Source organism: uncultured Chitinophaga sp., assembly GCF_937898475.1.
Taxonomy (GTDB): Bacteria; Bacteroidota; Bacteroidia; order Chitinophagales; family Chitinophagaceae; genus Chitinophaga.
Genome location: NZ_CALEJS010000021.1, coordinates 36,611 through 58,891 on the forward strand (window position 1 = coordinate 36,611; position 22,281 = coordinate 58,891).

15 protein-coding genes are annotated in these 22,281 nt (G+C 50.7%); all 15 read left to right on the forward strand.

What is annotated here, in order from left to right; genetic code table 11:
• The first annotated feature begins 363 nt into the window (after positions 1-363).
• The 15 genes from Q0577_RS15395 to Q0577_RS15465 all read left to right on the forward strand — a co-directional run bounded on the left by Q0577_RS15395 (position 364) and on the right by Q0577_RS15465 (position 22,273).
• The gene (locus tag Q0577_RS15395) at positions 364-945 is read left to right on the forward strand and encodes a sigma-70 family RNA polymerase sigma factor (RefSeq protein ID WP_298737732.1); all 582 of its coding nucleotides are present in this window, start codon (positions 364-366) and stop codon (positions 943-945) included.
• 74 nt (positions 946-1,019) lie between these two features.
• Entirely contained in the window at positions 1,020-2,060 is a 1,041-nt protein-coding gene (locus Q0577_RS15400; protein ID WP_298737734.1) for a FecR domain-containing protein, read from the forward strand.
• Between the two features lie 26 nt (positions 2,061-2,086).
• Positions 2,087-5,572 (forward strand): SusC/RagA family TonB-linked outer membrane protein, encoded by a 3,486-nt coding sequence (locus Q0577_RS15405; protein WP_298737736.1) that lies wholly within the window; start codon positions 2,087-2,089, stop codon positions 5,570-5,572.
• A 12-nt stretch (positions 5,573-5,584) separates the two neighbouring features.
• Positions 5,585-7,054 carry a RagB/SusD family nutrient uptake outer membrane protein gene (locus Q0577_RS15410; protein WP_298737738.1) on the forward strand — a complete coding sequence of 490 codons (1,470 nt, stop codon included), beginning with the start codon at positions 5,585-5,587 and terminating at the stop codon, positions 7,052-7,054.
• Positions 7,055-7,064: 10 nt separating this feature from the next.
• Complete coding sequence (locus Q0577_RS15415) at positions 7,065-7,895, forward strand: DUF4843 domain-containing protein (protein ID WP_298737739.1); 831 nt, start codon at positions 7,065-7,067, stop codon at positions 7,893-7,895.
• A 19-nt stretch (positions 7,896-7,914) separates the two neighbouring features.
• A complete protein-coding gene (locus Q0577_RS15420) occupies positions 7,915-9,324 on the forward strand; it encodes a PKD-like family lipoprotein (RefSeq protein ID WP_298737741.1) in 1,410 nt (469 codons plus the stop codon).
• A gap of 28 nt (positions 9,325-9,352) precedes the next feature.
• Positions 9,353-10,513 carry a TlpA disulfide reductase family protein gene (locus Q0577_RS15425; RefSeq protein WP_298737743.1) on the forward strand — a complete coding sequence of 387 codons (1,161 nt, stop codon included), beginning with the start codon at positions 9,353-9,355 and terminating at the stop codon, positions 10,511-10,513.
• A gap of 156 nt (positions 10,514-10,669) precedes the next feature.
• Positions 10,670-11,260 (forward strand): sigma-70 family RNA polymerase sigma factor, encoded by a 591-nt coding sequence (locus tag Q0577_RS15430; protein WP_298737745.1) that lies wholly within the window; start codon positions 10,670-10,672, stop codon positions 11,258-11,260.
• A gap of 85 nt (positions 11,261-11,345) precedes the next feature.
• Entirely contained in the window at positions 11,346-12,533 is a 1,188-nt protein-coding gene (locus Q0577_RS15435) for a FecR family protein (RefSeq protein WP_298737747.1), read from the forward strand.
• Positions 12,534-12,931: 398 nt separating this feature from the next.
• The gene (locus tag Q0577_RS15440; RefSeq protein WP_298737748.1) at positions 12,932-16,300 is read left to right on the forward strand and encodes a TonB-dependent receptor; all 3,369 of its coding nucleotides are present in this window, start codon (positions 12,932-12,934) and stop codon (positions 16,298-16,300) included.
• Between the two features lie 20 nt (positions 16,301-16,320).
• Positions 16,321-17,874, forward strand: coding sequence for a RagB/SusD family nutrient uptake outer membrane protein (locus Q0577_RS15445; RefSeq protein WP_298737750.1), 1,554 nt, complete (start codon positions 16,321-16,323; stop codon positions 17,872-17,874).
• Between the two features lie 97 nt (positions 17,875-17,971).
• The gene (locus Q0577_RS15450; protein ID WP_298737752.1) at positions 17,972-18,808 is read left to right on the forward strand and encodes a glycoside hydrolase family 16 protein; all 837 of its coding nucleotides are present in this window, start codon (positions 17,972-17,974) and stop codon (positions 18,806-18,808) included.
• A 13-nt stretch (positions 18,809-18,821) separates the two neighbouring features.
• Positions 18,822-20,273: a glycoside hydrolase family 30 beta sandwich domain-containing protein gene (locus tag Q0577_RS15455; protein ID WP_298737754.1), complete on the forward strand. Its 1,452-nt coding sequence runs from the start codon at positions 18,822-18,824 to the stop codon at positions 20,271-20,273.
• Between the two features lie 57 nt (positions 20,274-20,330).
• Positions 20,331-21,230 carry an SDR family oxidoreductase gene (locus Q0577_RS15460; protein ID WP_298737756.1) on the forward strand — a complete coding sequence of 300 codons (900 nt, stop codon included), beginning with the start codon at positions 20,331-20,333 and terminating at the stop codon, positions 21,228-21,230.
• Positions 21,231-21,700: 470 nt separating this feature from the next.
• Positions 21,701-22,273 carry a Crp/Fnr family transcriptional regulator gene (locus tag Q0577_RS15465; protein WP_298737758.1) on the forward strand — a complete coding sequence of 191 codons (573 nt, stop codon included), beginning with the start codon at positions 21,701-21,703 and terminating at the stop codon, positions 22,271-22,273.
• Positions 22,274-22,281 lie beyond the last annotated feature (8 nt).

Consider the following 22,281-nt stretch of genomic DNA (forward strand, 5'->3'; position numbering starts at 1 on the left):
GTGGGGCCTGTCCAGCCAATACCGCCACATTGTGAATACGGCTGTGCGAACTGGGCTGAAGATGTAAAAACAGAGAAAACAGAAAGAACGGCTGCAATGATAAGCACCTTCATGGGAATAGGTTTTTGGATTAAACAATAAAAAAACTAACCGGTTAACGTATCAGGGATTAAATCTATCTAAATATCGTTACAGTTAAGAGACTGGAAGCCTGCAATTAAGTATTCGGGCATTATCCGTCAGAATTCCCGTCATTAAGCCCCGGATAACGGGGTTGTATCCTAACATTCTGGTTTATATCTTTAACCGGTATACCACCAGTATATTCATCAACGATCACCAAATCTAAACAGGGACACAAATTTGTACGGCAGCCTTGATGATAAAGCGCTATGGGCCAGGGTAATGGAGGGCGATAAGAACGCATTGGCTTTCATTTACAATACTTATTTCCCCTCCCTTTACAGGTACGGGATGAAATTGTGCCCGGATGCCGACCTGGTGAAAGACAGTATTCATGACCTTTTTACGGGTATCTGGCTGAGCCGCGAACGGCTCTCTGCCACAGATTCCATCCGCTTTTACCTGCTCGCTTCCCTCAAACGCAGGATTGGCAGGCAGCAGGGGTTACTGAACCGCCTGGCAGGCCAGCCCTCGGTGGTACTGCCCTTTGCCGGCTCGCACGAAGATGTGCTGATAGGAGAACAGGCAGACAAAGAACGTAAGGAGAAGCTGGAAAAAGTAATCAAAGACCTGCCCCGCCGTCAGCGGGAGATATTGTACCTGCGCTATTACGAGGGGCTGGATACGCAGGAGACGGCTGCGCTCATGTCGCTCAGTGTAAGCTCTGCCTATGTGCTGCTGTCAAAAGCATTGAACTACCTGAAAAAGCATAGTGATAAGCTGGTCGCTCTTTTAATAACTTGTTCATTACTAAGGGGATAAAAATTTTTTAAAAAAAGTGCGGTACAAACGCTAAGATTTTGTCCGCTTGCTGCTTTATCTGTTAAGAACAAACGATGACATCCAGGGAATTTACCATCGAAGCGCTTTTGCAGGATCCTGTTTTCCGCCAATGGGTGATAGAAAAGGACGCCAAAGCCGCTGCCTACTGGCAGCAATGGCTGCAGCAGCACCCGCACAGGGCAGCAGACCTGGCAAAGGCCAGGGAAATACTGTTGCTGATAGGCGATCCCTCCCATACACCTGCTGCCACAGATGCAGTAGAGACCTGGGAAAGGGTTTTGCAAAGTATTGACAGCGGCAGCGCTAAGCTGGTGCGGATGCCGGGCAGCCGTATGCGCCGGTGGTGGTCCTATGCCGCAGTTTTCGCAGGTATCCTGGTCATGACCTATGCCATTTATTTTTTTCTGAAGAAGGATACCCTGCACTATGCCACTGCTATGGGGGAAATGCAAACGGTGGAGCTGCCGGACCATTCCCTGGTACGCCTCAATGTAAATTCCACTTTACGCTATGCAGGAGAATGGGACAATAAGGGGCCGCGGGAAGTATGGCTGAACGGCGAGGCCTTCTTTACTGTACAGCACCAGCACAATAACCGCCGCTTCATTGTGCATACTACCGATGTAGATATACAGGTAGTGGGTACGGAGTTCAATGTCAACACCCGCCGTGTAAAAACACAGGTGGTATTAAGCACCGGTGTTGTAAAGCTGATGCTCAACAAGAAAGGGACTCCCGGGGACGTGCCCGCTCAGGCGCATATCACCATGAAGCCCGGCGATATGGTAACTTACTCTGCTGCCACAGAGGAGCTGACAAACGAAAAGGTTGATCCCGCTGCATACGCATCCTGGCGTACCGGAATACTGTCGTTCGATGATATGCCGGTGGCAGAGGTGATCAGATCCCTGCAGGACAACCTGGGCATCGTGATACAGCTGGAAAGCGATAGCCTGGCACAGCAAACTTATACCGGAAGTATACCGACAAACAATATAGATGTGTTCTTTAAAACACTCGAAAGATCATTTAATGTCCATATCCGGAAGACAGGAACAAATACTTATACGATAGTGAACCAGGAGGATAAATAGTACATAACCAACCTTAATCTAATGCTATGGTGAAATTTTACGCCGCTTGTATCGGTGGTGTCTTTGCTATGTCCCTTACCTTGCAGTTGAGCGCTTTTCCCGCAGTTGCAGCTGTCAACACACAAAATCCGGCTGCGCTGTTATCAGCCGCTGCTGCGCAGGCAGATACACAGCAGGAGCCGCTGAAAAACCAGCTGGCCCGTGTGGAACAACGTTACAGGATCCGTATCAATTATGTAGGTAACACCGTCAACGGGATCTATGCAGATGCCCCTCCTGCCAAAGATCCGGGTGTGTCCATGATCGATTATCTCAATGACTTTCTGCGCTCCCTTGGACTGGAAGCAGAGCCGGCGGGGAAAGATCAGTACATCATCTTCAGAAAAGAAAAGTCCAGACCAGCCTCTCAACCGGCCAAACCGGCAGCCGGCGTGGAAATGGAAGCACTGAACACAACCACGCCCGGTGCAACAGCACCTGCAACACTACAGCAGCAATCCACCGTCAGCGGCCTGGTAACCGAAGAATCAGGTCTTCCGCTGCCAGGCGTTACCATTGTGGTAAAGGGCACCTTCAACGGTACCAAAACCAATGAGAATGGTAAATACAGGTTAACCAATGTACCGCCCAACGGTACCCTGGTGTTCAGCTACATTGGCTACAAATCAATGGAGGTGAAGGTAGAGGGCCGCACGGCCATTGACGCGAAACTGCTGACCGAGGTGCAGTCCATGAAAGATTTTGTAGTGAACGGTTACCAGAAACTGCAGAAGGACAATTATACCGGCTCCGCCATTGTAATAACCGGGGAGGAGCTTAAACACTTCAACCCGCAGAACATCCTGCAAAGTATACAGGCCCGCGACCCTTCTTTTCGTTTAGTGGAGAATAATATCGCAGGGTCCAATCCCAACCAGTTGCCCAATATTAACGTGAGGGGCACTACGGCTCTGCCTTCCGGTACGCCCGGTCAGTTGAGCCGCAACCAGCTTGCCAGCATTACCAACCTTCCACTGTTCATACTGGACGGTTACCAGGTCAGCATACAGAATATCTTTGACCTGGATTTTAACCGGATAGAAACGGTGACCCTGCTGAAAGATGCAGCGGCTACCGCCATCTATGGGTCCCGTGCTTCCAACGGCGTGTGCGTGTTCACCACAAAGGCGCCCAAAGAAGGCGCGCTGGAACTGTACTACAACTACGAGCTGAATGTTACCACGCCCGATCTTACCGCCTATAATGTACTGGATGCAGGTCAGAAGCTGGAATACGAAAGGCTGGCTGGTTTGTATGCTGGCAACGAGGTAGATGGTGAGGAAGCACTTGAACGGCTTTATTATGCCAAAAAGAAGAATGTGCTCAGCGGTATCAATACATACTGGTTGTCGCAGCCGGTGAGCAATGATTTTGGCCATAAACATTCCGTTTCCCTGCAGGGCGGCTCTTCTTCCATGCGCTATGGTGTGGATGTACGTTATCAAACCAACAATGGCGTGATGAAGGGCTCCGGCCGCGACCGTTACAGTTTGAGCAACACCTTGTCTTACTCGCCGCGTAGCCACAAGCTGCTGTTCCGCAACCAGTTCACCATATCGCAGGTAAAAGGCACAGAATCTCCCTATGGCTCTTTTGCAGATTATGTGAAGATGAATCCCTATTACCCGATCTACGATTCTAACGGCAGACTGCTGCGGGAAATGGATAAATGGAATTACCGCAGTGCAGCAGAGAACAGCGCCATTAGGACCGAGCATGTGCTGAACCCCATGTATGAAGCCACTATCGGCAGCTTTAACAAGCAGGAGTACCTGGAGTTCATGGACGGTTTTAATGTTGAATATAATCCCAGTGGGCAATGGCGTATCAGTGGTAATATCAGCCTTATCAAGCGTAAGCAGACAAACGATCATTTTATATCACCGCTCAGTAACCTGTTCTATTCATACGCCGGCGATCAGCTCAAAGACCGGGGCACCTATGAATATGGTACGGAAGACTTTACACAGGTAGATGGCAGCTTTACCATCAACCATAATGAGGTGATCCGTAATGAACATTTCCTGAACTTTTCGCTTGGCACCAATATTCAGTCCACATCTTCTACACTGCGTTCCTTTAAGGCGCAGGGTTTTACCAATGACCGTTTTACAGACATATCCTTTGCCCGCATGTATGAGAAAGACGCCGCTCCACAGGGCGGTGTAACAGAACAACGGCTGGCAGGCGTTTTTTTGTCCTTTAACTATTCCTTTCAGAACCGTTTCCTGATGGACGGCACCGTGCGGGTAGACGGATCTTCCAAATTCGGTTCCGACTCCCGTATGGCGCCCTTCTGGTCTTATGGCATCGGGTGGAATTTGCATAAGGAGAAGTTCCTGCAGCATACTCCTGTGAGCCAGCTACGGCTGAAAGCCACCACCGCCCTGACGGGAGATGTGTCGTTCCCGGCCTATTTATCCAATACCACTTACCAGTATTATACCGGTGAATGGTACTCAACCGGTGTGGGGGCTGTATTTAATGCTTATGGCAATTCAAGGCTGAAATGGCAGCGTACCCATAACTACGATCTGAGTGTGGAGCTGGGACTGTTCCAGGACCGTGTGTACTTTTCTCCCAGGTACTATCACAAGCTGACCACTGATCTGCTGGCGGATATCAACGTACCTTCTTCCACCGGTTTTGAGCGGTATAAGGAAAACCTGGGAGAGATGGTGAATAAAGGCTTTGAAGTATATATGCGCGCTAACGTGTTCCGCAGCCGTAACTGGTCGGTTAACCTGAACCTGAACATGGTGCACAACACCAATGTGATCACCAAGATATCCGATGCACTCAAGAATTATAACGATGATGTAGACAAACAGCAACAGGAAAACCCTGACCTGAAAGCTGTACCCCTGCTGCGTTACCGCGAAGGACAGTCCCTCAACACCATCTATGCCGTACGCTCCCTGGGCATAGATCCGGAGAATGGACGTGAGATCTTCCTGAACCTGGATGGTACCCGCACCTACGATTACAACGTGAAGAACACCGTGCCTATAGGTGATCAGACGCCCAAGCTGGATGGCTACTTTGGCGGCAGCGTGATATACAAAAACTTTATGGTGGAAGTAAGCTTTTACAGCCGCCTGGGTGGCGACATCTACAACCAGACATTGGTAGACCGCGTGGAAAATGCCAGTCCCTGGTACAATGTAGACGCCCGCGCGCTGGACGCCAGGTGGAAACAACCGGGCGACCAGGTATTCTTCAAGAATATTGCAGACATGGGCAACACGCTTACCTCCTCCCGTTTTGTACAGCGTGAGAACAGGGTGGAGCTTAAAGCCATCTACCTCTCTTACGAAGCGCCGGCGTCTTTCTACAAACGCCTGCGTATGAAGAACCTGCGCTGCGCGCTTAACATGAACGACATTGCTTACTGGTCATCTATCAAACTTGAAAGGGGCATAGACTATCCTTTCGCCAGAAGCTTCACCTTTTCATTATCAACCAGGTTCTAAAACGTTTTGCACATGAAAAAGTATCTCATACTCATCATAACGGCCGCTGCGCTATCCTCCTGCAAAAAATGGCTGGATGTGAAGCCGCTGACGGAGGTGGAGCAGGAAGTGCTGTTCAGCACCGAAGCAGGATTCATGGAAGCCATTAACGGGCTCTATACCCGCTGCGCACAACAGGACCTGTATGGCAAAGAGCTCAGTGTGGGCTTTCCTGATGCACTGGCACAGAACTATACCGTATCCCCGGAAGACCCTAACAAATACCGGCAAACCCTGTTGTACAACTATAAGGACGGCGACTTTGTTACCCGCAGGGACGCTGCCTGGAAAGGGCTGTACAATGTTATCGCCAACAGTAACATTATCCTGGAACATGTAGACAAGCAAAAGGGAGTGCTTACACAACCCGTTTATGCCATCGTAAAAGGAGAGGCACTCGCTATGCGGGCCTACTGTCATTTTGATGTGCTGCGCCTTTTTGCCGCCTCCTATGCCGCCGAACCAAACGGCAAAGGCATTCCTTATGTGACCGCCTTCAGCAAGGACGTTCCGAGGATGTACAAAACCGGCGAAGCAATAGACCTGATGCTGCAGGACCTGAACGCCGCAAAAGAATTACTGCGTACCGCCGATCCTATCCTCACACCGGGATATAAGGTGGGGTATGACGCGGTAACCGATTCTTCCAATGAGAAAGACGGACCGCTGTTCACACAGGAGCGCCGCCATCATCTCAACTACTATGCAGTTTGCGGAGCGCTGGCTCGCATCTACCTCTATAAGGGAGACCATCCCCGGGCGCTGTTCAATGCACTGGAAGTGATCAATGCCAATAAGTTTCCCTGGACCAAACAGTCAGACTTCCTGAATCCCGATGAAGAGAAGAAAGACCGCATGCTGTATAAGGAATTATTGTTTGCCGTTTACAGCGCCAATTCCGAAACTACTGACGCATTGCGCCGCTTGTTAAGAGATGGGGTAGCGTCATTGTACATAAACCTGCAGGAGGGGCGTAATATCTATGAAACAGGCGGGGTAGGAGGAGAGGACTTCCGCTACAAACAGTGGTTTTCTGAACAGGCTTATTCCAGCGGCACTTACCTGCGCCTGGAAAAATATACCCGTGATCCGGACCGCAACATTCACCCGCAGCTGGCTCCAGCCCTGCGCCTCAGCGAAATGTACTACATCGCGGCAGAATGCTCGTTTGATACCGATCCTGCCAAAGCCTGGGAGTATTTCAATACCGTACGTCTTAACCGCGGCATTGGTACACCACGCAATGATCCGTCCAAAGCCGTTTTTATGGAGGAGCTTGTGAAAGAGGCCCGCAAAGAGTTCTTCGGTGAAGGCCAGATCTTCTATATGTACAAACGGTTGAACATTTCTTTCCCCGGTTCTTTCGGCAGCACTATCCCGGCTACCAGTTCCATTTTCGTACTGCCATTCCCGGATGATGAAATTGCTTTCGGTAACAGATAAACATGCACAAATGAAGCGTTCAATAATATTTGGTTTACTATATATGGCCGTGCTCAGCTCCTGCAGAAAAGCTACCGAGCTGCAATACGCCTCAGCGGATAATATCTACTTTGACCTTACAGACCGCACCGGTGCAACGGTAGACAGTATTGTCTATTCCTTTGCCCTGTTCCCCGAACTGGCCAGTGATACCATCCTGCTGCCGCTGCGCATCTCCGGTATCAGGGCAACAACTGAACGCAGTTTCAGGATCAGCGTAGTGGAAAGTGCTACCACGGCGCAGCCTGAACTGCATTACAGGCCCCTGGAGGATGTTTATAAAGTGCCTGCAGGTCAGGGTATCATTAAAGTACCGGTGATCATCTATAATACTGATACCAACCTGGCCAATAAAATGGTGCGCATCAAATTCCAGCTGGAAAGTACGGCAGATCTGCATGCGGAGTTTAAAAAGCTGGACACTTTCCGTCTTATGTTCTCAAACCGCCTGGAGAAGCCGGTTTGGTGGGATCCATGGTCTGGTGAGCTGGGCCCCTATTCCCGGGTAAAGCACGAGCTGTTCATCCGCGCAGCAGGTACTACTGAGCTGCCGGCTACTACAAGTGATGCCACCACTACTCCCAGGGTGCTGTATTATACCAGGCGTTTCCGTTCTTTCCTCAACGATCCGATAGCGTGGGTGGAGGATAATCCGCAGGAAGGATATACCGTAGAACCAGCAGGCACGGGTAAGTATTACTTCTACAGCATCAGTAACCCGGGAAAGAAATACCTGATGACGCTGAACACGGCTGATAACAGGTATTATTTCACAGACGAGAACGGCAACCGCATTGTATAAACAAAAAACATTTCTGCAGATGAAAAGATATCTGTTATATATACTGGGAGGCCTGGTGCTGTTAACGATCGCCTGCTCCCGCGACAAGGGCAACTATGATTACGTGGAGCTGCCGGATCCGGTGGTGGAAGGGCTGGATACTTCCTATACCGTCATTACCGGTGATAGCCTGATCATCACACCAACGGTTAAACTGACTTCCGGAAAGAGTGACTACGAATGTTACTGGAAGATCAATGTACCGGAGAAAGCTACTTCGCTAAACTATGAGGGTCATAGCCTGCGTATCGTTTTCGGGCTCGCCTCCGGCCATTACAACGCGCAGCTGGCCGTTGTGGATAACAGTAACGGCATGAAGTATTTCTATGAGTTCAGCATCAGCTGCCAGACGGAATTCACCAGGGGCGCGGTAGTGCTTACCAGCAACGGTGGCAGGGCTGAACTGGCTTTTATTAAACCGGATGGTAGTATTCAGTCAGAAATATACCAGGCTATTAACCAGGAGGCGCTGCCGGGAGAACCTATGCAGCTGGTACCGGTGCAGAACCAGTTTTACCTGAATCGCCTTACCTCTTACTGGCTTACCTATACGAACGGTGGAGTACTGGTAGATGCAGACAACCTGCAGCGTTTGCGCAGCCTGAAAGACAACTTCTTTGATCCTCCGGCAACTGCCAAAGCGGACTATATGATGAACATGCCGCAGGGCGTTACCCAGGCAGTAATAAACGGAAAGCTGTATACCGGCGCTACGGAAACAGCTCCGTTCTGGCCCTACTACGGATTCTACGGCGTACCGATAGCAGGTAACTATAAACTGCACCCGCAGATGGTACACAATGGGTTTGAGAATCCTAACGGCACCTACTACCTGGGCTTTGAGGCCAACCAGAAACAGTTTGTGCGCATCATGAACCTGACTTACTATGGATCAGATTTCTCAGTGATGGATACGGCCTTCAACCCGAAAGATCTTAAAATGGACCTGCTGTATATGGACCGCTTCGGTGATGACGACCTGTATGCATTCTGCGACAGCGCAGGCAAAAAAATGGAATTGAAGTTCCGCGTACTGCTGAACGACAGTACCCAGCGTTTTTATCCTTCCTATAAAAGGACATTCCCCGGCGCAGCCCTGCTGTCTGCTGGTACGATCTGGCGCTCATCACCCATCGGCGTTTTCTTTTTCAGCGCTAATGACAAGGTATACCGCTATAATCCCCTGAACCAGGAACTTACGCCGCTGGTAGCCAACTTCGGTGGTAAGAAAGTAACCATGCTGAAAGTGCAGCGCGGAGGTAACCTGCTGGTGGCAGGCGTGGAAGGCAGTGTGTATTACCTGGATATCAGCGTGGGGAAAACAGGACAGGTAATACAGCAATATAACGGCATAGCGGGTATACCCAAAGACGTGATCGTAAGGGACTAACATAATTTCATCATCTAAACAGCATAACATGAGAAAATGGATATTAACGGCTTTTGTTGCTCTGCCTGTAGTTGCAGCCGCACAAAGCGGTGAGTTTGTACTGAATGGTAAGCTGGGCAATCTTAATGCGCCGGCTAAAGCATACCTGCACTACCAGGGGGAAGATAACAACAGCACCCTGGACTCTGCCGTGCTGCATAACGGCACTTTCGTGATCAAAGGCAAAGTGAAAAGCCCCCACATGTGTATGCTGGTGGTAGATCACCAGGGCAAGGGTGATCAAAACCCGCAGATGGCGCAGGACAGGCGCCTGATGTACCTGGAAAAAGGCAGCATTCATATCACCGCTGAGGAAACGCTGGAAGACGGCACCATTACCGGCTCACCGGTAAATAAAGAGCATGAGCGTTACAAGCAGTTCCTGTCTCCCTTTGACGAGCAGATGAACAGTATCAACAAAGATTTCGGCGCATCCACGCCTGAACAGCAGCAGGATACCGCTTTCATGAACGGTCTGCGTGCACGTTTTGACAAAGCCATGAAAGATAAACGCGAGCTGATGAAACAATTCATCACCGCTAATCCAGGATCTTTCTTCAGCGTGGAGGCCCTGAAAGAACTGAGCGTACACCTGAACATGAACCTGGCCATACTGGAGCCCCTGTACAAAGGCCTGTCGCCCGAAATACAGAACAGCTTTGCAGGCAAAGAGTTTGCCGCTTCAATGGAAAGGGAGCGCCGTCTTGCTCTCGGCTCACCGGCGCCTGACTTTACCCAGAATGATGTGGCAGGCAAGCCGGTGAAGCTGTCTGACTTCCGCGGTAAGTATGTGCTGCTGGATTTCTGGGCCTCCTGGTGCGGTCCCTGCAGGGCGGAAAATCCTTACGTAGTAGCTGCCTATAACCAGTTCAAAGACAAGAACTTTACGGTGCTCAGCGTATCGCTGGATCAGCCGGGCAAGAAAGACGCCTGGGTAGCCGCTATAAAAAAGGATGGCCTGGAAGACTGGACACACGTTTCTGACCTTAAATACTGGAATAACCAGGTAGCAGTTTTATATGGTGTAAAGGGGGTACCTACCAATTTCCTGATCGATCCCTCCGGGAAGATCATTGCCAGGAACCTGCGCGGAGAGAAGCTGCAGGCTGAACTGGACACTGTCATCAATGGCAAAACAGCGTCGAACTGACCTGGCTGCTGACTATCCTATGTAATCCCTGACCAACCATTGCACGGGGCCGGAAGCAATTCCGGCCTTCGCGTTTTTGACACGCCATTTTGTACATTTGTCACTTATAATTAATTTACGCCGGTAAGGGGTAACCGTCTTAAATGTACAATCAATATGGAGAGTATGCCACCCGGTGAGGAGGTATTGTTAAGAATGATAGAAGGCGACGAGTCCGCATTTACAAGCATTTACAGGCACTACCATCCTGCACTCTATATCTATGTACTACGCTTCTGTAAAATACCCGACTTGTCGGAAGATCTGGTGCATGATGTTTTCCTGAAGATCTGGGAGATCAGGGACCGTATAGACCCCAGCCTGCCTTTTACCGGCTACCTGTACCGCATTGCCCGTAACCACGCCTTTAAGACCATTAAGAAACTGGCGCAGGATGAAGGCCTGCAGGAAGAGGTACTGGAACACCTGGCAGCCAGCGGCAGCGGTTTGCCCGAGCAGGTGGTAAGAGAGAAGGAGTACGACCGTTTGTTCCGCGAAGCCCTGGGCCGCCTGGGCCCCCAACGCCTCAATGTATTCCGGCTTTGCCGGCAGGAAGGCAAAAGCTATGACGAAGCAGCTGCTATACTGGGCATATCCCGCAATGCCGTTAAAAAACACATGGTGCTCAGCATGCGTTTTATCCACGATTACATCTACCGCCACGGCGATCTGCTGCTGGCATGCTGCCTGTTGTTAAAAATCTTTTAAATTTTTTTTGGGGAGGGGGTACCCTCCGGTCTCAATTTGGGATATTAATAGCAGGCGCCCGTCTGAAAGGGCGCCGGCATAACGTATGTCTCAACTAAATGGCCACCACGAAAAACTGCTGCAGCGGTACCTTGACGGGCAATGCTCGCCCGAAGAGGTAGCAGAACTGTATGCCTGGCTTCGTACGTCAGAAGCCCACCGCCCCCTGCTGGCAGCCATGCAGCAGGAGTTTGAGCAGGTTATGCAACAGCCCCAACAGGTTCCTGCAGCGCTTAGCGACCGGGTAGAAGCCCGCCTGATGCAGGATATCAGCCGTAAAAAGGTGAGGCCCCTCTTCAGCCGCTACCGCGTGGCGGCTGCCGCCGTGATACTGCTTGCGATGGCAGGTGGTTTCTGGTGGCTGGCATCTGTTTCCCGTACCGCTCAGCAAAGTCTTCCCGCTAAGGAAATTGCCGCCGTTCATAAAGACAACGATGTAGCTCCCGGTACCAGCAAAGCGATGCTTACCCTGGCAGATGGATCTACCGTAACGCTGGACAGCGCCGGTAACCAGGTGATACAGCAGGGTAAAACCCTGGTACAGCAAAGTAATGGCCAGTTGCAATATGCCGCTAAAGGTAAAGGCGAAGCGATTGGATATAATACCCTTACCGTTCCCAGGGGCGGCCAGTTCAATATTGTATTGCCGGATGGCAGCCATGTATGGCTGAACGCAGCTTCCACACTGCGGTTCCCTACTGCTTTCACCGGTAAGCAACGGGTGGTGGAGCTGCAGGGCCAGGGATATTTTGAGATAAAGAAGGACGTAGCCCGTCCGTTTATCGTAAAAGTGAATACCACGGAAGTACAGGTGCTGGGCACCCGATTTGACATAATGGCCTATGACGATGAAAAGAGCCTGAATACCACTTTGCTGGAAGGCGCTGTACGTATGAAACAGGGGCTTATCCAGCAACAGCTGGCGCCTGGACAGCAGGCAGTACTTGACTACAACAGCGGCCGCATGTCTGTACGCGCGGTGGATGTAGATGAGGTAGTAGCCTGGAAAACCGGCTTCTTTGAGTTTGATAATGCCGCTATTTCTGTCATCATGAGGCAGTTGTCAAGATGGTACGATGTGGAGGTCAGCTATCTGAATAATAACAGCAACCGGCTTTTTGGCGGCCGTATCAGCCGCAATCTGCCACTGTCAGAGATATTACACATGCTGGAAGCAAACGGCGCAAAGTTTAACCTGGAGGGCCGCCGGCTGATGGTTACAGTAGAAAACTAAAGTATTTGAACTAAAACAATAAATCAGCAACAAAATCTCATTACGGGCCCCTGACCACGTTGGGGCGGTAATGAATTCAATGTTAAACATCCTAAATATGAAAAAACTGGTAAACATCACCGTTATGAATCAAACAACAAGCTAGCGTACAAGGGGGGAACCAAAGAAAAAAACCGGAAGTGCTCGCAACACTCCCGGCAGTAAGTCTGGGATTCCCGAAGATCATCAGTCCCGTTTAAGAACTATTTATCTCGTCATTTCCCAAACACTACAAAAGTATGCAATTAAACTTTAGTGGTATAGCTTCCCGTGTGGGTAAGCGATCCGCTCATCAACCACGTCAGGTAGAGGCCATACTAAATGAAACACCTCGTTTTGCCTGCAAAATTGTCCGCGTCATGAAATTGACTGCCTTTTTGCTGCTTGCCGCCTGCTTGCAGATCAGCGCAAAAGCGGTATCCCAGCAGATCACGTTATCGGCTAAGAACATGCCTTTAAAGAAGATACTGAAAGAAGTATCCAGGCAGGCCGGTATTTCCATCGTTTATGATGAAGGCCTGATCTCCCGTGCCAACCCGGTGAGCATCTCTGTCAAGAATGCATCTGTAAAGGAAGTACTGGACGAATGCCTGAAAAACCAGCCGGTTATCTACAGCATGGACGGCATGCGTATTATTATACAGAAGCCCCAGGCTCCCCGCCAGCTGCAACAGGAAGATACTACCATCGCCGTAAGCGGCCGTATCCTGGATGAAAAGGGAGAGCCGGTACCGGGCGCCAGCGTTCGTATACAAGGCACCAACAGGGGCACTGCTACTGATCCTGATGGTCGTTACACTATCCGTGCTCCGCGTAACAGCTCGCTGGTGGTGAACTTCCTCGGCTATTCGCCCAAGATCGTTGCTGTAACGGGCGGTACCCTGGATGTAAAACTGGAAGTGGCCCAAACGGCTTTGAATGAAACCGTTGTGGTAGGTTATGGCGTTCAGAAAAAGAGCGTGGTAACCGGTTCCATCTCCAGTGTAAGGGCAGCAGACCTGGAAAACCAACCTGTTACGCGTCCTGAACAGGCGCTGCAGGGCCGTACTTCCGGGGTTACCATCGCTGCCAACTCTGGTCAGCCCGGTTCCGCAGCAGCCGTAAGGGTAAGAGGTATCACCTCTTTCGGCAACAATAATCCGCTTTGGGTAGTGGATGGAGTAGTGGTAGACAATGGCGGTATCGGTTACCTGAACCAGTATGATATTGAATCCATCGAAGTACTGAAAGATGCTGCGTCCCAGGCTATCTATGGTGCGCGTGCGGCCACCGGCGTTATCCTGATCACTACCAAAAAAGGTAAGGCAGGTAACCTGAAGGTGAACTACAATGGTTATTTCGGCGTTTCTGAACCCGCTAAGAAGCTGAAAATGCTGAACGCTTCAGAATATGCCACCCTGCGTAATGAAGCTGCCGCCAATGCAGGTAAAGACCTGCCTTTTGACAATCCTGCATCTTTCGGACAGGGTACTGACTGGCAGTCACTCATCTTCAATAACAGCGCCATCAGGCAGAACCACGAGATAAGCGTGAGCGGCGGAAATGATAAATCCACTTTCTACAGCTCTTTCGGGTATCTTAACCAGGAAGGTATCGTAGCATCTGACATCTCGAAATACCAGCGCGTAAACGCACGCCTGAACTCCGTACATAAAATATCTCAGTACATCACCTTCGGACAGAATGTGGGTTACTCTTATGAGAAGAGCGTGGGCATCGGTAACACCAACAACGAGTTTGGCGGTCCTTTAAGCTCTGCCCTGAACCTGGATCCGATTACGCCATCCGTGGTAACAGATCCTACCCTTGCCGCACAGGCGCCTTATGACAGGGCAGGTATCAGAAGGGATGCGCAGGGCCGTCCTTATGGTATCTCTACCATCGTAGGACAGGAGATCACCAACCCGCTGGCCTACATCACCACCCGCCTGGGTAACTACAACTGGGCCCACAACATCGTAGGCAATGCTTACCTCGAAGTGCAGCCCATCCCGGGATTGAGGTTCAGGTCCAGCCTGGGTACCAAGCTGGCCTTCTATGGCGCAGAGACCTTTACGCCTTCGTTCTACCTGAACTCTTCTACCAATAACACCCGCACACAATTCCAGCGTACCAATAACCAGCGTTTTGACTGGAACCTGGAAAACACGATCTCCTATAACAAGACCTTCGGCGCGCATGATGTGTCTGTGTTACTGGGCCAGGGTGCATACCTTGAAAACCGTCTAAGAGGTACCAATGTAACTTATTATGATATCCCTGCGGACAATTTCAAGGATGCTTCCATGAACTTCAACATTGCTACCGCCAACAGGATCGCCACCGGTAGTGAAGGTATAGACCATAAAGTGTCTTCCCTCTTTGCCCGTGTGAACTATGCTTATGAAGAGAAGTACCTCTTTACCGGTATCCTTCGCCGTGACGGTTCTACCAGGTTTGGCCCCAACAAGAAATATGGTGTGTTCCCCTCCTTCTCACTGGGCTGGGTAACTTCCAAAGAGAATTTCTGGCCTGCTCAGAACGTGGTAGACTTCCTGAAGATCCGTGGCGGATACGGTGTGGTAGGTAATGATAACATCCGCGACTTTGGTTATGCCCCCATCATTGGTGGCGGCCGTAACTACCAGCTGGGCACCGGTGAGAACTACCAGGTGGGTTACAGCCCCAACTCACTGCCTAACGAAAATCTGCGCTGGGAACAAACCAGTCAGACCAACGTAGGTTTTGAAGCCAGCATCTTCAGAGATTTCACGCTGTCTTTTGACTGGTACAAGAAAGTAACTTCCGGTATCCTGCAGCCGCTGCGTATACCCATCTACGTAGGTGTGGTAGAGCAGCCTGTTGCCAACGTGGCAGATATGCAGAACACCGGCCTTGAACTGGAACTGGGCTACCGTAAGGTAGTAGGCGACTGGACACTGTCTGCAAATGCAAATGTGTCTCATATCAAGAATGAAGTAACAGACCTCGGTCCTGGTAAAACATATGTAAGCGACGGACAGCAAACCTTCCAGTCTTCCAGCTGGCCGCTGACCCGCACCGCACTGGGACAGCCTTTCGGCGCCTTCTACGGTTTCCGTACCAATGGCATCTTCCAGACCCAGGCAGATGTTGACAACTATGTAAGCGCTGACGGCAAGAAGATCCAGCCCAATGCTGCGCCCGGCGACTTCCGTTGGGTGGATGTGAATGGCGACGGTCAGATCAACGAGAACGACCGTGATTTCATCGGTAACCCTACACCTACCTGGACATATGGCCTGACCATCAACGCAGCTTACAAAGGTTTTGACCTGACTGTATTCGGACAGGGCGCCGGTGGTAACAAGATCTTCCAGGGTCTGCGCCGCCTCGATATCCCCACCGCCAACTGGCAGACAAAAGCGCTGAGCAGGTGGCATGGTGAAGGTACTTCCAATGATTTCCCCAGGCTGATGCAGGAAGATGTTAACCAGAATAACAACTTCACCAATCCTTCTGACTTCTACCTGGAAAGCGGCAATTATTTCAGGATCAGGAACCTGCAGCTGGGATACACCATCCCTTCATCTCTTACCAAACGCGCCAAGATCGAAAAAGTACGCATCTATATCATGGCTGAGAACCTCGTAACGATCACCAAATACACCGGCTATGATCCGGAAATTGGTGGCGACCTGCTGGGTGTTGACCGCGGTATCTATCCGCAGGCACGTTCTTATATGCTGGGATTGAATGTTACTTTCTAACAAGTTAAAGCTGATCAACAATGAACAAACGTAAAATATCATATATCGTATTGCTGGCTGCCGGGATCTCCATGGCGGGCGCCTGCAAGAGAAGCTTCGTTGAAGTGAATCCGAAAGGATCCAATATCGACGGTAATTATTATCGTAACCAGGCAGAAGCCTTTACAGGCCTGGTGGCAGTGTATGACATTGTGGGCTACCAGGGTAACGGCTTTGTTACCAAAGTAGGCGCACTGGACGCCGCATCAGACGATCATTTTGCAGGTGGCGGCGGTCCCAACGACGTAACCGCCCTGCAGGTTTTCTCCAACTATACCCTTACCCCTGCACAGGGCCCGCAGGAAGAAATGTGGAGAATGGGCTACTCCGGTGTTTTCCGCGCCAATGTATTGCTGCAAAAGCTGCCCGGCGTACCTATGGACGAGAACCTGAAGAGCCGGTATGCTGCAGAAACCAAAGTGCTGCGCGCTTATTTCTATTTTGACCTGGTGCGCTTCTTTAAGAATATTCCGCTGGTAATGGAGCCCCTTACGCTGGAAAACATGAATACCGTACCGCAGGCTACTCCGCAGGAAGTATATGCACAGATCGAAAAAGACCTGACCGAAGCGCTGGCCGATCCCAACCTGCCTGACCAGGTGCCAAAAGCAACAGAAGGCGGCCGTGTAACCAAAGGCACTGCGCACGCTTTGCTGGGTAAAGTATATCTCTACCAGAAAAAATGGGCACAGGCAGTTACCGAATTCCAGGAAGTGAACGGCGCCAACCCGGGACAGGTAAGCGCTAAATACGGCTATAACCTGCTGCCTGATTTTGGTGATCTCTGGAAATCTGACAACAACAGCAAATTCAACAGCGAATCTATCTTTGAAATTGCACATACCGCCACATCTGCCGGTAGCTGGAACTGCGTAAGCTGTACAGAAGGTAATGTGCTGGGCGTAATGGTAGGCCCCAGGGCATATACCCCGATAGCTGCCAACGCACCTGACTATGTGTCCGGCTGGAGCTTCCTGGTGATCACGCAAAGCCTGTTTGACGCTATCCATGGTGATCCGCGTTACAAATATACCGTGGCCAACCTCGACAGCATGGAAAAGAACAACATCGCTTCTTACCAGAAAGCAAACATGAACACCGGCTACTTCCTGGAGAAATTCGCCGGCCGGGTATCTACCCGCAGTGATGCAGGTGGTAACTGGGAGCTGAACTTTGGCCAGAATATGTACGAGATCCGCCTGGCAGATACTTACCTGATGGAAGCGGAAGCCCGTGTGCAGACCGGCGAAAGCGGCGCTGCAGGCACCCGTTCCTATCAGCTGCTGAATGCAGTGCGCGCCCGTGTGGGGCTGCCTGCCATCAACGCCACACTGGATAATATCTTTGCTGAAAGGCGCCTGGAACTGGCGGGTGAAGGTCATCGCTGGTTTGACCTTGTACGCTCCGGCAGAGCCCCATCTGTACTGGGCAGCCGCGGTTTTGTAGCCGGTAAGCACGAGATACTCCCCATTCCGCTGCTGGAAATGGAAAACACCCTCATTGAGCAGAGCAAGGAGTGGGGTGGTACCAAATAGAAATTATTGGTGCAGGGCTTTATAATATAGCGCTATATTGCACGAGCTGCCGGTAATGAGGCCGGCAGCTCGTTTTTGTTAAAATAAGTTTCACGTGATGAATACAGGTAAACACACTCCGTTCCTGCTGCTGATGGCAGTGATCACAGCAGCCACGTTTTCTGCACGGGCGCAGGGCCCCGCTCCTGTAGACAAAGGCTGGAAGTTTGACCCTACCCCGGTATGGACCGATGAATTTGATTATAACGGTGCGCCCGACAGCACCAGGTGGGGATACGATATTGGCGGCGGCGGCTGGGGTAATAACGAACTGCAGTATTATACCAACAGTACAGACAATGCAGCTGTGGCCAACGGCATCCTTACCATAACCGCACGTAAAGAAGACAAGGAGAACCGCCACTATACCTCTGCCCGGCTGGTGACTAAGAACAAAGGAGATTTCCTGTATGGCCGTTTCGAGATACGGGCAAAACTGCCTGCCACCAGGGGTACCTGGCCTGCTATCTGGATGCTGCCTACCGACTGGGAATACGGCGGCTGGCCTGAATCCGGCGAGATCGATATCATGGAGCATGTAGGTTTTGATCTGAACAACATCCATATTACCACCCACACCAAAAAATATTATTTCAAGATCAATACTCAGAAAACCGCCACCAAACGGATCAGCAATGCCGCTACCGCATTTCACCTTTACCGGGTAGACTGGACACCTGCCACTATCCGCGGGTATATAGATGATGAGCTGATATTCGAGTTCAGGAATGAAGGAACAGGTCCGGATGTATGGCCCTTTGACAAACGCTTTCACCTGCTGCTGAATATTGCGGTAGGCGGCGACTGGGGCGGACAGAAGGGCATTGATGAAGCGGGTTTCCCCGCTACAATGGAAATAGACTATGTACGTGTATACAAACTGATAGAAAAATAACTGATCAAAGAAGATGATAACGATGGGAAAAAAGATGAACAGGCATGCGGCCATCCTGCTGCTGTCAGGCATGCTGTATACCACCACTGCTACAAGTAACATAACAGCGTACGGTCCGGGCGATCCGCCTGCAAAAGCTACAGTAGCCTGCTGGCTCACCACTCCCGATAAAACGGCTTTATTTGCAAAGCAGCCGCAGCAACTGGTGTTTAAAAAGGAAACAAAGCTGCACTATCCTGTTATTGATATCAATGAAGCGCAGACCTTCCAGGAGATAGATGGTTTTGGATTTGCGCTGACCGGTGGCAGTGCCACCCTGATCCACTCATTGCCGGAAGCTACGCAGGATGCCTTGCTGAAAGAGCTGTTCCTGGCAGATAGCACACATATCGGCATCAGTTACCTTCGCGTCAGCATCGGCGCTTCAGACCTCAGCGATACTACTTTTACCTACGATGAAATGCCTGCCGGGCAAACAGACGAGCAGCTGCAGCATTTCAGCATAGCGCCGGAGCATAAAGACCTTATCCCTGTACTGAAGAAGATCCTGGCATTAAATCCCCACATTAAGATATTGGGCTCTCCGTGGACAGCCCCCACCTGGATGAAATCCAACAAAAGCTTTAAAGGCGGCAGCCTGCTGCCCGAATACTATACTGCCTATGCGCAATACCTGGTGAAGTATATCCGGGCCATGCAGCAGCAGGGTATTGTGATAGATGCTATCACGCCACAGAACGAGCCCCTGCACGGGGGCAACGTTCCCAGCATGGTGATGCAGCCTGCAGAACAGGCGGCCTTCATCGGCCAGCATCTTGGTCCTGCTTTCCGGTCGGCAGGTATCAGAACGAAGATCATCATCTATGATCATAATGCAGACCGGCCTGATTATCCCATTACCGTGCTGAATGATGCCGGGGCAAGGCCCTTCGTGGATGGTTCCGCATTTCACCTGTATGGCGGCCCCATCACCGCTTTGTCTGACGTGCATAATGCCTATCCTGATAAGCATGTGTACTTTACAGAACAATGGGTGGGCGGCCCCGGCAAATTTCCCGAAGATCTGCAGTGGCATGTAAGCACGCTGATCATCGGGGCTACACGCAACTGGTCAAGGAATGTACTGGAGTGGAACCTGGCTGCCGATCCGGCTTATAAGCCGCATACCATAGGCGGCTGTACTACCTGCCTGGGTGCTTTAACCATTGATGGCAACACCTTCCGCCGTAATGTGGCTTACTATATTATTGCCCATGCTTCCAAGTTCGTAAGGCCCGGTGCGGTGCGTATTGCCTCTACCGTGCCCGCTGATCTGAACAATGTTGCGTTTAAGACGCCGGATGGTAAGCAGGTGCTGATTGTAGTGAATACCGGTAAAGCGCCGCAAAACTTCCACATCCGTTATAAGGGAAAAGTGCTGAGCACATTGCTGGGCAATGGCGCGGTAGCCACCTATGTGTGGTAGCAGCCGCAACATTCATCCTGGCCTCCTGTTTGATGCTGATACGGTAAAACCGTGATTATGGCAACAGTTAACCAGGAGAACCGCAACAAGTATGCGGTCATAACAGGCGCTACCAGTGGGATAGGCTACGAACTGGCAAAGTTATTTGCAGCAGATAGTTACAACCTTATATTGGTGGCCCGTAGCGAAGAACGCTTACAGCAGGTGACAGACCGGCTGAAACAGCAGTATAGTGTGGAAATAACGCCCATCCCCCGGGATCTATTCATCCCCGGTGCAGCAAAGGAGGTGTATGAGCAGGTGAAGGCATTGAACATTACCGTGGATGTGCTGGTCAACGATGCAGGACAGGGTGAATGGGGCCCCTTCGTAGAAACAACGCTGGAAAGAGATATCGATATTATCCAGCTCAACATCATATCACTCCTTACACTTACCAAGCTTTTCCTGCAGGATATGATAGTGCGTAATGAAGGGAAGATCTTACAGGTGGGCTCTGAAGCCGGCACTACGCCAATGCCTTTGTTGTCTGTTTATGCAGCCACAAAGGCATTTGTTATTTCATTCAGTGCCGCACTTACGGAAGAGCTGCGTGACAAGAACATTACCGTAACGGTACTGTTGCCCGGTGCAACGGATACTGACTTCTTCCACAAGGCGCACCAGGACCAGGCGGTGGTGTACAGGGACAAGGAACTTGCTTCGCCCGAAGATGTGGCAAAAGATGGTTATGAAGCACTGATGAAAGGAGAGAGCAAAGTAATTTCCGGTGCAAGAACCAAAATGCATGTGATGATGAATGACCTGCTGGGTGCCCGCAAAAGCGCTGTTTTTGGCCGCAAGCAGAACGAGCCCAGTACGAAGGAAGAGGGCAGGGAGGTGCCATCACATGAGCCCTCACTGGAAGAAAGGGAGCATATTATTGCTGAAACGGGCAAAAAAAGAGGCGACCTGTGACAGAAATGCCAAAGCAATGATGCAGGTAAGTAGAGCAGCAGGAAGGAACTTCCTGGCTGAAAATTGCTATCTTGTACGTATAACCTGAACCGTATGGGATCATTAGTATTGGCAGTATTTAGCAGCCTTATTTTCAGCACAGCGGTATTCAGCCAGGAAGTGCCCTTCCAGCTGCTCCCTTCAGGTCATATCAGGTAAAGGCAAAAGTAGCCGGTGTGGAAGGTCACTTCATATTTGACACAGGCGCGGGTCTTACCGTATTTACCAAACAATTTTTTGACAAGCTGCCGCATACGCAGCGGCAGGATGGACTCCCGTGGCAAAGCGCTGGACATCTTTGCCTATTTCAGGGTGAACGATACGCTTACCCGCTGGTAAAGCGCTAACAGCTTACCGGGCTTCCATAAAGGACAATACCTCTATCAGCCATCATCCGCAGAAAAAAGTCATTATTCGTACCTTTGATGCGGATGAAGCAGCAACTCATTTCCTTTTTGCAATTGTTCAGCACCATCCCCGCTGCAGACCGGGAGCTGATCGGTGCCGCCTTCCATCCCCTGACGTTGAAAGAGGGAGACTACGTGCAGCGCGGCGGGCAGGTTTGCCGGCAGTTGTTCTTTATCTGCAGTGGTGTGCTGCGCATTGTAATGGTGAATGATAAAGGAGCGGAAGTAACTCACTACTTCCTGAAACAAAACCAGTTCTGTACCATTCTTAACAGCTTCAATACCGAAACGGTGGCTGATGAAAGCATCCAGGCCGCCTGCAATGCAACAGTACTGGCCATTACACGGGCAGACCTGCTGGCATTGTATGAGCAGCTACCTTATGTACAGACCCTTATTAACCAGGTGATCCAGCAGGGATTGCTGGATAAGATCCGCATCCGTAACACTTACCTGGGACAGGAGGCGGCCACCCGTTATAAACTCTTCCTGATGCAGCAGCCTGATATTGCCATGCAGGTATCGCTGAGCGATATCGCCTCTTACCTGGGCATCACGCCGCAGTCGCTCAGCAGGATCCGTAAAAACTTTCGCTGAGCTTTTCC